The organism is Clavibacter sp. MX14-G9D, assembly GCF_032917815.1.
In the GTDB taxonomy this organism is placed as follows: Bacteria; Actinomycetota; Actinomycetes; order Actinomycetales; family Microbacteriaceae; genus Clavibacter; species Clavibacter michiganensis_K.
This window is the reverse complement of sequence record NZ_JAVCVL010000073.1, coordinates 1-11,455: the sequence shown is the minus strand read 5'-3', so window position 1 is coordinate 11,455 and position 11,455 is coordinate 1. Positions and strand designations below refer to the sequence as shown.

The following is an 11,455-nucleotide window of genomic DNA, read 5'->3' as shown; positions in this document are numbered from 1 at the left end:
CGCCCCCCCGCCCCGCCCCCCCCCGCCCCCCGCCGCCGGCCGCCCCCCCCCCGCCCCGGGGGCGCGCCGCGTGATCGCCCCCCCCCGCCGTACCGTCACCGCATGACCCCCTCCTCCCCTGCCGCGCTGCGGCCCGCGCGGGCGACGCGCGCCACGTCCACGCCTCGCGCGTCGGCATCCTCCGGCGCGCCCGCGGACGCCGAGCCGCTCCTCCCTCCCGCCGTCCCGGCCCTGCCGCCGGGGGGCGCGCTCCTCCGGATGCCCTCCCCCGTCGGCCGGCTCGAGATCGTCGCCGAGGGGGACCGCGTCGCATCGCTCTCCATCGCGACGGCGGACCGGCTGCCGCTCGACCACCTCGACGACCGGCCGAGCGCCGTCCTCGAGGAGGCGGCCCGCCAGCTGCGGGACTACTTCGCCGGGCGGCGCCTGGTGCTCGACGTGCCCCTGGCGCTCCGCGGCACCCCGTTCCAGGTCGCCGTCTGGCGGGCCCTCGCGCGCGTCCCCCACGGCGGCGTCACCACCTACGGCGCCCTCGCCGCGGCGGCCGGCAGGCCCGGCGGAGCGCGCGCGGTGGGCGGCGCGGTCGGCGCCAACCGGCTGTGCCTGCTCATCCCCTGCCACCGCGTGCTCGGAGCCGACGGTCGCGTGACGGGCTTCAGCGCCGGCGACGGGGTCGAGACGAAGGTGCGGCTGCTCGCGCTCGAGGGATCGGTGCTCGCCTCGTGACCGCGGCCTCGCTCGTCACGGGGGACGACGGCCTCGCCCGGTGCGCCTGGTCCGCGGCCGACCCCGAGTACCGCAGGTACCACGACGAGGAGTGGGGCCGCCCGCTCCACGGCGACCGGCCGCTCTTCGAGAAGCTGTGCCTCGAGGGGTTCCAGGCGGGTCTGTCGTGGATCACGATCCTCCGCAAGCGGCCGCGGTTCCGCGAGGTCTTCCACGGGTTCGACATCGACTTGGTCGCGGCCATGGAGGAGCACGACGTGGAGCGGCTCATGGGCGACGCCGGCATCATCCGCAACCGCGCCAAGATCGTGGCGGCGCGCGGGAACGCGCGTGCGGTGCGCGCCCTCCTCGACGCCCGCGGCGACGGTGCCCTCGACCGCCTGGTGTGGGCGCACGCGGAGGATCCCGCGACCCGCTCCCGGCCGGCGACCGCGGCGGACATCCCGGCCGTCACCCCCGGGTCGACGGCCCTCAGCCGGGAGCTCAAGGCGGTCGGTCTCCGCTTCGTGGGCCCCACGACGGTCTACGCGCTCATGCAGTCCTCCGGGCTGGTCGACGACCACGTCGTCGGCTGCCACCGGGCCGACTGACCCCGAGGCCCCCGAGGCCCGCGTGGCCCGCGTGTCCCGCGAGGCCGGCGGCGCCCATCGGCCGGACGCCCCGGTCGGCGCACCTCCGGTCGGCGCGCCTCCGGTCAGTGCGGAGCGGCCACCAGCACGAGCTCGCCGTCGGCTCCGCGGGACAGCTCGATGCCGTTCGCCGCCGCCCAGTCCAGGAGCTCCGCGACGGACGCGAGGTCCCGCCCGCCGAGGATGAGCGCCCGCACGAGCTCGCCCTTGGCCTTCTTGTTGAAGTGGTTGAGGGCCCGTACCGTGCCGTCCGCCCCGCGCGCGACGACGCGCACCACGGCGGAGTCCTCGTGCCCCGGTCGCGGGCCGAGGGCCGCGTAGCCGTCGGAGCGGAGGTCGAGGACGAGGCCCGGGACGCCCTCGAGGACCCGGCGGACCGAGGCGGCCCAGTGGGCCTTCAGGCGGAGGCCGGGCAGGCGGGTGTCGTGCGAGAGCCGGTAGGCGGGGATGGGGTCGGTGGCGCGCACGGGACCGAGGAGGGCCGAGTGGACCGCCACGTGCCGGCCCGCGAACTCCAGCTGCGCCGGATCCAGCGCGTCGGCGCGGATGGGGTCGTACAGCACTCCCGTGTAGCGCAGCAGCGCCGGCATGGTGGGCGACGACTCCACGACCCGGTCGCGCTCCACCTCTACCGCCTGGCGCGGGCCGAGCTTCAGGACGCGCGCGGCGGCGTCCGCGTCCTGGGCGAGCTCGGCCAGGGCGCGCACGACGGTGCGACGCTCCGCGGTCAGCTCGGGGAAGGCGAGCCGGTCGAGGTCGAGGCGCGTCCCGGCCTCGCCACCGTCGCGCTTCGTCTCGGACGGGGGCAGCAGGACGAGCACGGGACCTCCGGGGATGAGGCGGCCGCGGGCGGCCGGGGACGGGGATGCAGACGAGACGGGACGTGGACGGGACGTGGACTCAGAAGGGGGAGGCTGCCGATCGAGCACAGCAGCGCGTACCGCACGCCGCACCCCGGCTGCGGGCCGCGCCGCGGAGTGACGCACCCCGCTGACCGCTCGGGCCCCGGACGCACGAAGGCGGACGGCCCCCGAGGGGACCGCCCGCCGTCGGACGGAGGTGGTGCTAGGCGACCAGTGCTGCCTGTCGCGCGACCACGGTGACGTTGTCGTTCTCGACCGAGAGGAAGCCCTCGTCGGCGTCGGCCGTGATCACGGCACCGCCGTCCTGCGTGATGCGGACGTTGCCGGTCGCGAGGATCGCCAGGAGCGGCTCGTGACCGGCGAGGATGCCGATCTCGCCCTCGCTCGTGCGCGCGACGACCATGGAGGCCTGGCCGGACCAGACCTGCTGGTCGGCCGAGACCACGGTGACCGTGAGATCAGCGCGGGCCATGTCAGCCGTTCTCCTTCTGGATCTCGGACCAGCGGCGGTCGACGTCGTCGAGGTCGCCCACGTTGAAGAACGCCTGCTCGGCGACGTGGTCGTACTCGCCGTCGGCGATCTTCGAGAAGGACTCGATGGTGTTCTTCAGCGGCACCGTGGAGCCCTCGACGCCCGTGAACTTCTTCGCCATGTAGGTGTTCTGCGAGAGGAACTGCTGGATGCGGCGGGCACGGCTGACCGTGACCTTGTCCTCCTCGGAGAGCTCGTCGACACCGAGGATCGCGATGATCTCCTGGAGCTCCTTGTTCTTCTGCAGGATCGCCTTGACGCGGGTGGCCGTGTCGTAGTGCGCCTGGCCCAGGTACCGCGGGTCAAGGATGCGGCTGGTGGACGTCAGCGGGTCGACGGCCGGGTAGAGACCGCGCGACGCGATCTCGCGGCTGAGCTCCGTGGTCGCGTCGAGGTGCGCGAACGTGGTGGCCGGGGCCGGGTCGGTGTAGTCGTCCGCGGGGACGTAGATGGCCTGAAGCGAGGTGATGCTGTGGCCGCGGGTCGACGTGATGCGCTCCTGGAGCACGCCCATCTCGTCCGCGAGGTTCGGCTGGTAGCCCACCGCGGACGGCATGCGGCCGAGCAGCGTGGAGACCTCGGAGCCGGCCTGCGTGAAGCGGAAGATGTTGTCGATGAAGAGCAGCACGTCCTGGTTCTGCACGTCGCGGAAGTACTCCGCCATCGTGAGCGCGGACAGGGCCACGCGGAGGCGCGTTCCCGGCGGCTCGTCCATCTGGCCGAAGACCAAGGCAGTCTTGTCGAAGACGCCGGCCTCCTCCATCTCCATGATGAGGTCGTTGCCCTCGCGGGTGCGCTCGCCGACGCCCGCGAAGACGGACACTCCACCGTGGTCCTGCGCGACGCGCTGGATCATCTCCTGGATGAGGACGGTCTTGCCGACGCCCGCGCCGCCGAACAGGCCGATCTTGCCGCCCTGCACGTACGGGGTGAGGAGGTCGATGACCTTGATGCCGGTCTCGAAGAGCTGGGTCTTCGACTCCAGCTGGTCGAACATCGGGGGCTTGCGGTGGATGGGCCAGCGCTCGGTGATCTCGATCTTCTCGCCGCCGACGTTGTTGAGCACGTCGCCGGTGACGTTGAACACCTTGCCCTTGGTGATGTCGCCGACGGGGACCGAGATGGCCTCGCCGGTGTCGCGCACCTCCTGGCCGCGGACGAGGCCGTCCGTGGGCTTGAGGGCGATGGCGCGGACCAGGTCGTCGCCGAGGTGCTGGGCGACCTCGAGCGTGATCTCCGTGGAGTCCTCGCCGATGGTGATCGTGGTCTTCAGGGCGTTGTAGACCGGGGGGATCGAGTCGTGCGGGAACTCGATGTCCACGACCGGGCCGGTGACGCGTGCGATGCGTCCGACGCCGGCCACCCTGTCGGTGTCGACCGGCGCAGTGGCGGTGTCAGTCATTGATGTCTCTCTTCTTCATTCGTGGAGCGTGAGGTGTTACTTGCTGGAGGCGAGCGCGTCCGCGCCGCCGACGATCTCGGAGATCTGCTGGGTGATCTCCGTCTGACGCGCGTTGTTGCGCAGCCGCGTGTACGTGGTCACGAGCTTGTCGGCGTTGTCGCTCGCCGACTTCATGGCCTTCTGGCGGGCGGCGTGCTCGGAGGCGGCCGACTGCAGCATGGCGTTGAAGATGCGGCTCTCGATGTAGACGGGCAGCAGCGCGTCGAGCACGTCGCCCACCTCGGGCTCGAACTCGTAGAGGGGCAGCACGGCGCCCTGGTCGGGCGCCTCCACCCCCTCGACGACCTCGAGCGGCAGCAGCCGGACGACCTCGGGCTTCTGCGTGGCGATCGACACGAAGCGGTTGAAGACGATGTGGATCTCGTCCACGCCGCCCTCGGACGCCGGTGCGACGAACTTCTCCACGAGCGCGTCGCCGATGGACTTGGCCGTCTCGAACTCGGGCTTCTCCGTGCTGCCGGTCCAGATGCGCTCCGAGTCCCGCTTGCGGAACTTGAAGTACCCGACGGCCTTGCGGCCGACGAGGTAGTACACGATCTCCTTGCCCTGCGAGCGGAGGAGCTCGGCGAGCTGCTCCGACTCCTTCAGGACGCTGGAGCTGAACGCGCCGGCGAGGCCGCGGTCGGAGGCGAAGATGACGATCGCCGCCCGCTCCACCTTCTCGGGCTCGGTCGTGAGGATGTGGTCGACGTTGGAGAACGTCGCCACCGCCGAGACCGCGCGCGTGACGGCGCGCGAGTACGGCGCGGACGCCGCCATCCGCTGCTGCGCCTTCTGGATGCGCGACGCGGAGATCAGCTCCATCGCGCGGGTGATCTTCTTCGTCGTCTGCGCGGACTTGATCTTCTGCGTGTAGACCCGGAGTTGCGCTCCCATGAGTCTCCCTATCGGTCTCGGTCGGTGGCGGATCGGTGGGGCGAGCGCGTCAGCGCTTGCCCTTGACGATCTGCTCCTGGTTGACGTCCTCGGCCTTGGCGGGCTCGAACCTCTCGGATCCCACGGAGGCGAGCGGCTTGCCCTCGCCCGTCTGGAACTCGAGCTTGAACTGGTCCACGGCCTTGTCGAGGGCGTCGGTGATGTCGTCGGTGAGGACGTTCTTCTCCTTCAGCTGCGACAGGACCTCCGTGTTGCGGTGGAGGTGGTCGAGCAGCTCCCGCTCGAAGCGGAGGATGTCCTCGACGGGGACCTCGTCGAGCTTGCCCTTCGTGCCCGCCCAGATCGAGACGACCTGCTCCTCGATGGGGAACGGCGAGTACTGGGGCTGCTTGAGCAGCTCGGTGAGGCGCGCGCCGCGGGCGAGCTGGCGACGGCTGGCCGCGTCGAGGTCGGACGCGAAGATCGCGAACGCCTCGAGGGAGCGGTACTGCGCGAGCTCGAGCTTCAGCGTGCCGGAGACCTTCTTGATGCTCTTCACCTGGGCGTCGCCGCCGACGCGGGACACCGAGATGCCGACGTCCACCGCGGGACGCTGGTTCGCGTTGAACAGGTCCGACTGGAGGAAGATCTGGCCGTCGGTGATCGAGATCACGTTGGTCGGGATGTACGCCGAGACGTCGTTCGCCTTCGTCTCGATGATGGGCAGGCCCGTCATGGAGCCCGCGCCCAGCTCGTCCGAGAGCTTGGCGCAGCGCTCGAGCAGGCGGGAGTGCAGGTAGAAGACGTCGCCGGGGTACGCCTCGCGTCCCGGCGGACGGCGCAGGAGGAGCGAGACGGCGCGGTAGGCCTCGGCCTGCTTGGACAGGTCGTCGAAGATGATGAGGACGTGCTTGCCGCCGTACATCCAGTGCTGGCCGATGGCCGAGCCGGTGTAGGGCGCCAGGTACTTGAAGCCGGCGGGGTCGGACGCGGGGGACGCGACGATGGTCGTGTACTCCATGGCGCCGGCCTCCTCGAGGGCACCGCGCACCGAGGCGATGGTGGAGCCCTTCTGGCCGATGGCGACGTAGATGCAGCGCACCTGCTTGTTCGTGTCGCCGGACTCCCAGTTGGCCTTCTGGTTGATGATCGTGTCGATCGCGATGGCCGTCTTGCCGGTCTGGCGGTCGCCGATGATGAGCTGGCGCTGGCCGCGGCCGATCGGGATCATGGCGTCGATGGCCTTGATGCCGGTCTGCATGGGCTCGTGCACGCTCTTGCGCTGCATGACGCCGGGCGCCTGGAGCTCGAGCGCGCGACGGCCCTCGGAGGCGATCTCGCCCTGGCCGTCGATGGGGTTGCCCAGCGGGTCCACGACGCGGCCGAGGTAGCCGTCGCCGACGGGGACGGAGAGCACCTCGCCGGTGCGGCGCACCTCCATGCCCTCCTCGATGCCGGCGAACTCGCCGAGCACGATGACGCCGATCTCGCTCTCCTCCAGGTTCTGGGCGAGGCCCAGGGTCCCGTCGGCGAACGTGATGAGCTCGTTGGCCATGACGCCGGGCAGGCCCTGCACGTGGGCGATTCCGTCGCCCGCGTCGAGCACGTAGCCGACCTCGGTGGTCGAGGCCTTGCCGGGCTCGTAGGACTGCACGAAGTCCTTGAGCGCGTCCCGGATCTCGTCGGGGCTGATCGAAAGTTCTGCCATCTTCTTTCCCTTTGCATTCACGAGGGCCGACGGCCCCCGAGGTGACGCCCGCCGGTCAGGCGAACTGGAGTCTCAAATCGTTGATCCTGGTGGCGACGCTGCCGTCGATGACGTCGTCGCCGATCTGGACGCGGAGGCCGCCGACGAGGTCGCGGTCCACGACCTGGTTCAGCTCGACCCGCCGGTAGTACCGGCGGCTCAGTGCCTGCGCGAGCCGCTCCGACTGCTCGGGCGACAGGGGCGACGCGACGCGGACCGTGGCGATGGTGAAGCCCGCCTGGTCGGCCACGACGGTGGCGGCGAAGCGCACGAGCTCCCCCATGCGGCGGCCGCGGGGCTGCTGCACGAGCTGCTCGACGATGACGATCGCCTGCTCCGACGCCCGACCGTCGAGGAGACGGTGCACGAGCGTCGACTTCGCCACGGGGTCGCCCAGCTTGTCGCCGAGGGCGAGCTCCAGGGCGTCGTCCGTGGAGACGGCGCGGCCGAACGTGAACAGCTCCGCCTCGATGGGCGTGCCCTCGGGCGCCGAGATGGCCGCGGCACGGATGCCGAGCTCCTCGATGCCCGCGAGCAGCTCGCCGTTCGAGGACCAGCGGCCGTCGACGACCGCGCGGAGGACGCGGAGCGCCGGCTCCTGCACGGTGGCGCCGAAGACCCGGTCGACGATGCTGTGCTTGACCTCCGGCGCGATGCCGGTGTCCGCCAGCGCGGAGAGCAGGTGCGTGGATCCGCCGATGGCACGGCCGGCCCCGAGGAGCTGACCGGCCGTCGACAGGTCGACGCCCCCGAGCTCCGCGAGGACGCGGCGGGCCGAGTCCAGCGATGCGCGCGATGCACTGCCCATCAGCTGGCGGATCCCGTCCTGCCGGCGGTCTCGCTGGCCTCCAGGTCGGCGAGGAACCGGTCGACGAGCGCGGTGGAGCGCTGGTCGTCCGTGAGGCTCTGGCCGATGACGCCCGACGCGAGGTCGATCGCGAGCGACCCGACCTCGGACCGGAGCGAGACGACCGCCTGCTGGCGCTCGGCCTCGATCTGCTGCTGAGCGCTGGCGGTGATCCGGGCGGCGTCGGCCTGGGCCTGCTCCTTGATCTCCGCGGCGATCGCCGTGGCGTCGACCCGGGCCTGGTCGCGGATGCGACCGGCCTCGGCGCGTGCCTCGGCGAGCTGGGCGGTCAGCTCCGCCTTGGCGGCGTCCGCCTCGGCCTGGGCGCGCTCGGCCTTCTCGATGCCGCCGGCGATGGCCTCGGTGCGGCCGTCGAGCATGGCGTAGACGCGCGGCAGCGCGTACTTCCAGATGACGAGCAGGAGGACGACGAACACGACCGCCGACCACACGATGTCGTAGACCGCGGGAAGGAGGATGCTCGGCGCTTCTTCACCTGCCGCCATCACGTTGTGGGGCGTGAGCATGTGCGTGTCCCCTAGTTGGTGAAGATGAAGTAGGTCGCGAGGCCGATGAGCGCGAGCGCCTCGGAGAACGCGATGCCGAGGAACATCGTGGTGCGGAGGCTGCCGGCCATCTCGGGCTGGCGGGCCATGGCCTCGACGGTCTTGCCCGCGACGATGCCGACGCCGATGCCGGGGCCGATCGCTGCGAGGCCGTAGCCGACGGTCGCGATGTTGCCGTTGATCTCGGCGAGAATGATGGGGTCCACTGGGGTTTCCTTCCGGTTGGGTGATCTCGTGGGTGGACGAGATCGCTTAGTGCTCCTCCGCCACGGCCATCTGGATGTAGACGGCGGTGAGGAGGGCGAAGATGTAGGCCTGCAGGACGGCGACGAGCAGCTCGAAGAGCGTGAACGCGAATCCGAGGACGAGGGTGCCGGCGCCCAGGATCTTGAGCGCGCCCTGCGCCTCGAAGAGGAAGAACCACGTCGCGGAGAAGCAGAGCACCAGCAGGAGGTGCCCCACGAGCATGTTCATCAGGAGTCGGAGCGTGAGCGCGACCGGCCGGATGATGAACGTCGAGAGGAACTCGATGGGCGTGAGGAGGAGGTAGACCGCCTTCGGCGCACCGGCGGGGAACAGGGTGTTCTTGAAGAACATCACGCCCCGGTCCTTGATGCCGGCGTAGATGAAGGTGACGTACGCGACGACCGCGAGGAGCATCGGCAGGCCGATGACCGCGGTGCCCGCGATGTTCAGGAACGGGATGACGCCCGTCAGGTTCATGCCGAGGACCAGGAAGAAGATGGTCATGAGGATCGGCAGGAAGCGCCGGCCGTCCTTCTTGCCGAGGATGTCCTCCGCGATGTTGACGCGGACGAAGTCCACGCCCATCTCCATGAGGTTCTGACCGCGGCCGGGGACGAGCGACAGCTTCCGCGTGCCGACGACGAACAGGACCACCAGGACCACCATCACCAGGAGCCTGATGAGCATGATGCGGTTGAGGTCGAAGCCCGTGCCCTCGAAGAAGGCGATCGGCGGGAAGAACTCCGACAGCGTGGGAGCGTGGAACCCCTCACCCGAGTCTTCAGCGGCGAGGGTGATGATGCTGGGTGCAGCGGTGGCTAACAGCGCTATCTCCTGTTTCGGGGCGTGGAGCGCGAGCTCTCGCGGCGACGAACGGATGGGGTGAGAAGACGCCGGCGTGAGGTGGTTCTGGGCACGGCCCGACGGGAATCGTCACGAGAGAGACTATCAACAATGAGGGTGCCCTGACTAATCGCGTCCGCGGCGCGGAGCGGTCGGGCAGGACGCCTAGCGCCCGGGCAGGTGGGCGTCGCTGACGTAGCCCACGCGCGCCTTGGTGATGACGATCATGTCCACCACGAGCGCGCCCACGACGCCCACGATGACGGTCACGAACAGCACCACCAGGTTGATCCAGGGCTGCTCCTTGAGCGCGAGCGTGATGGCCAGGAACACGACGAACTTCAGCAGCCACGCGCCGAGCACGACGGAGAAGAACAGCGTCGGGTAGATCGGCGAGGACTGGAACCGGTTCGCGAAGAGGATGCTGCCCGCCGTCAGGCCGAGGAACACGAGCGCCATGGCGCTGCCGATGACGGCGCTGAGGAGCCCGCGGCCGCCGTCGACCGCGAAGCCGACGACGCCGCCCACCACCGCGATGGCGAGGGCGAGCACGGCGCCGGCCACCAGGATGCGGGAGAAGACGTCCTTCTTGGCGGCGGGGCGCTCCGCGGGGACGGGGGCGGGGGCGGGGGCGCTGTCGGTCATGGTGTCTCCTTGCTGTCGCCCGGGTGCGGGCCGTCGGTGGGTCGGGTCGCGATGGCCCCGGTGGCGAGGTCGGCGTGCTCGCGCTCGACCGTCGCGAGCTCCGCCTCGGTGAGGCGCGCGAGGGGGCGGTCGGGGGCGGCCTCGTCGAGGGGGTCGAACGCGGCGGCGTCGTCGGAGTCCGCGTCGGCGGGGACCAGCTGCGCCGCGGCCTCGAGGCGCTTGCGCCGGCTGAGGGGGGCGAGCGTCACGACGGCGCAGGCGACCATGCCGACGGCGATGAAGCCGACGCCCCACGCGTACGGCTGCACGACGAACATGAGGAGGCAGCCGGCCGACACGACGCCGGTCCACGCGTAGAAGATGAGGGTCGCGTGCAGGCGCGAGTGGCCCATGTCGAGCAGGCGGTGGTGCAGGTGCTTGCGGTCGGCGCTGAACGGCGACTTCCCCGCCTTGAGGCGCCGGAACACCGCGAGGGCGAAGTCGAGCAGCGGCACGATGAGGATCGCGAACGGCAGGAGGATCGGGAGGAACGCCGGCAGGAGCTGCGATCGGCCGAAGGTCTCCGGGTTCGGGTCGATCTCGCCCGTGACGGCGATGGCGCTCGTGGCCATGAGGAGCCCGACCAGCAGCGCGCCGGCGTCGCCCATGAACAGCTTGGCGGGGTGCCAGTTGAAGGGGAGGAAGCCCAGGCACGCGCCGATGAGGATGGCGCTGATGAGCGACGCGAGGTTGAAGCGCTCCGTCTGGCCGGTCGCGGTGTCCGAGAGCAGGAAGCTGTAGAGGAAGAAGGCGCCGTTGGCGATGATCGCGACGCCGGCGACGAGGCCGTCCAGGCCGTCGATGAAGTTGACGGCGTTCATGACGAGGACGATGGCGAAGATCGTCAGCATGATCGACATCTGCGAGGAGCCGACGGTGAGGCCGCCGATGGGCAGCGAGGAGATCGCGACGCCCTGCCAGGCGAGGAGGCCCGCCGCGAGGATCTGCCCGGCCAGCTTGATCATCCAGTCGAGGTCGTAGACGTCGTCGAGGACGCCGATGACGACGATCATGAGCGCGGCGCCGAGGATCGCGATGACGGGGCCCGGCCGGTCGAAGACCAGCCCGAACCAGGAGACCTGCGACGCGACGGCGAAGGCCACCAGGATGCCCGCGAACATGGCCACGCCCCCCAGGCGCGGCGTGGGGCGGGTGTGCACGTCGCGTGCGCGGATGGCGGGATACAGCTTGTAGCGGTAGCCGAGCTTCATGACGACCATCGACAGGACGAGCGTGATGACCGCCGAGACGACCGCCATGGCCGCGTAGTAGGTCACCGGGGGTGCGCGGGCGGATCCGCGGGGGGCTCGGCGGAGGCGGGCGGCTCCTCGGATGCCGGCTGCGCGTCGGACGCCCGCTGCGCGTCGGGCTCGACGAACGCCGGGTAGGTCGGGCCCGCCTGCGGGTCCGCGGGGGCGGCCGGCTCGGGGACGCGATCGCCGCGTTCGGCGCCGC

The 11,455-nt window shown here is 70.9% G+C and carries 13 protein-coding genes and 1 pseudogene; 2 read left to right on the top strand and 12 right to left on the bottom strand.

The genetic code is table 11. The annotated features are described in order from the left end of the window. Positions 1–102 precede the first annotated feature (102 nt). Both Q6969_RS08025 and Q6969_RS08020 read left to right on the top strand, forming a co-directional pair. Positions 103–726: a methylated-DNA--[protein]-cysteine S-methyltransferase gene (locus tag Q6969_RS08025; RefSeq protein ID WP_317229959.1), complete on the top strand. Its 624-nt coding sequence runs from the start codon at positions 103–105 to the stop codon at positions 724–726. Next, positions 723–1,316, top strand: a complete 594-nt coding sequence (locus Q6969_RS08020) for a DNA-3-methyladenine glycosylase I (RefSeq protein WP_317229958.1) — start codon at positions 723–725, stop codon at positions 1,314–1,316. Before Q6969_RS08025 ends, Q6969_RS08020 begins: the two co-directional genes overlap by 4 nt. A gap of 104 nt (positions 1,317–1,420) precedes the next feature. Here the strand turns inward: Q6969_RS08020 and yaaA are convergent, their stop codons facing one another. The 12 genes and pseudogenes from yaaA to Q6969_RS07960 form a co-directional block, all read right to left on the bottom strand. Further along, positions 1,421–2,176, bottom strand: a complete 756-nt coding sequence (gene yaaA / locus Q6969_RS08015; protein WP_317229957.1) for a peroxide stress protein YaaA — start codon at positions 2,174–2,176, stop codon at positions 1,421–1,423. Between the two features lie 244 nt (positions 2,177–2,420). Beyond that, the gene (locus tag Q6969_RS08010; protein ID WP_094115481.1) at positions 2,421–2,690 is read right to left on the bottom strand and encodes a F0F1 ATP synthase subunit epsilon; all 270 of its coding nucleotides are present in this window, start codon (positions 2,688–2,690) and stop codon (positions 2,421–2,423) included. Between the two features lies 1 nt (position 2,691). Beyond that, a complete protein-coding gene (gene atpD / locus Q6969_RS08005) occupies positions 2,692–4,152 on the bottom strand; it encodes a F0F1 ATP synthase subunit beta (RefSeq protein WP_094115480.1) in 1,461 nt (486 codons plus the stop codon). A gap of 36 nt (positions 4,153–4,188) precedes the next feature. Next, the gene (locus Q6969_RS08000; RefSeq protein WP_317229956.1) at positions 4,189–5,088 is read right to left on the bottom strand and encodes a F0F1 ATP synthase subunit gamma; all 900 of its coding nucleotides are present in this window, start codon (positions 5,086–5,088) and stop codon (positions 4,189–4,191) included. Between the two features lie 49 nt (positions 5,089–5,137). After that, entirely contained in the window at positions 5,138–6,775 is a 1,638-nt protein-coding gene (gene atpA / locus Q6969_RS07995; protein WP_094115478.1) for a F0F1 ATP synthase subunit alpha, read from the bottom strand. A gap of 55 nt (positions 6,776–6,830) precedes the next feature. Then, positions 6,831–7,622 carry a F0F1 ATP synthase subunit delta gene (locus Q6969_RS07990; protein WP_317229955.1) on the bottom strand — a complete coding sequence of 264 codons (792 nt, stop codon included), beginning with the start codon at positions 7,620–7,622 and terminating at the stop codon, positions 6,831–6,833. Further along, complete coding sequence (locus Q6969_RS07985) at positions 7,622–8,188, bottom strand: F0F1 ATP synthase subunit B (RefSeq protein ID WP_094115477.1); 567 nt, start codon at positions 8,186–8,188, stop codon at positions 7,622–7,624. The genes Q6969_RS07990 and Q6969_RS07985 overlap by 1 nt, the downstream gene beginning before the upstream one ends. Before the next feature lie 11 nt (positions 8,189–8,199). Continuing rightward, entirely contained in the window at positions 8,200–8,433 is a 234-nt protein-coding gene (locus tag Q6969_RS07980; RefSeq protein ID WP_012037850.1) for an ATP synthase F0 subunit C, read from the bottom strand. A 46-nt stretch (positions 8,434–8,479) separates the two neighbouring features. Next, positions 8,480–9,274 (bottom strand): F0F1 ATP synthase subunit A, encoded by a 795-nt coding sequence (atpB, locus tag Q6969_RS07975; RefSeq protein WP_094115476.1) that lies wholly within the window; start codon positions 9,272–9,274, stop codon positions 8,480–8,482. A 207-nt stretch (positions 9,275–9,481) separates the two neighbouring features. Continuing rightward, positions 9,482–9,961, bottom strand: a complete 480-nt coding sequence (locus Q6969_RS07970) for a hypothetical protein (protein ID WP_317229954.1) — start codon at positions 9,959–9,961, stop codon at positions 9,482–9,484. Further along, positions 9,958–11,277: an MraY family glycosyltransferase gene (locus Q6969_RS07965; RefSeq protein WP_317229953.1), complete on the bottom strand. Its 1,320-nt coding sequence runs from the start codon at positions 11,275–11,277 to the stop codon at positions 9,958–9,960. Before Q6969_RS07965 ends, Q6969_RS07970 begins: the two co-directional genes overlap by 4 nt. Next, positions 11,274–11,455, bottom strand: a pseudogene (locus Q6969_RS07960) (threonylcarbamoyl-AMP synthase); the annotation flags it as partial. The pseudogene Q6969_RS07960 and the gene Q6969_RS07965, both read right to left, overlap by 4 nt.

What these genes read in the sequence shown, in the direction of transcription:
- Q6969_RS08025 (WP_317229959.1), top strand. Translation starts at nt 103, where the DNA reads ATGACCCCCTCCTCCCCTGCCGCGCTGCGGCCCGCGCGGGCGACGCGC.
- Q6969_RS08010 (WP_094115481.1), bottom strand. Translation starts at nt 2,690, where the DNA reads ATGGCCCGCGCTGATCTCACGGTCACCGTGGTCTCGGCCGACCAGCAG.
- atpD (WP_094115480.1), bottom strand. Translation starts at nt 4,152, where the DNA reads ATGACTGACACCGCCACTGCGCCGGTCGACACCGACAGGGTGGCCGGC.
- Q6969_RS08000 (WP_317229956.1), bottom strand. Translation starts at nt 5,088, where the DNA reads ATGGGAGCGCAACTCCGGGTCTACACGCAGAAGATCAAGTCCGCGCAG.
- atpA (WP_094115478.1), bottom strand. Translation starts at nt 6,775, where the DNA reads ATGGCAGAACTTTCGATCAGCCCCGACGAGATCCGGGACGCGCTCAAG.
- Q6969_RS07990 (WP_317229955.1), bottom strand. Translation starts at nt 7,622, where the DNA reads ATGGGCAGTGCATCGCGCGCATCGCTGGACTCGGCCCGCCGCGTCCTC.
- Q6969_RS07985 (WP_094115477.1), bottom strand. Translation starts at nt 8,188, where the DNA reads ATGCTCACGCCCCACAACGTGATGGCGGCAGGTGAAGAAGCGCCGAGC.
- Q6969_RS07970 (WP_317229954.1), bottom strand. Translation starts at nt 9,961, where the DNA reads ATGACCGACAGCGCCCCCGCCCCCGCCCCCGTCCCCGCGGAGCGCCCC.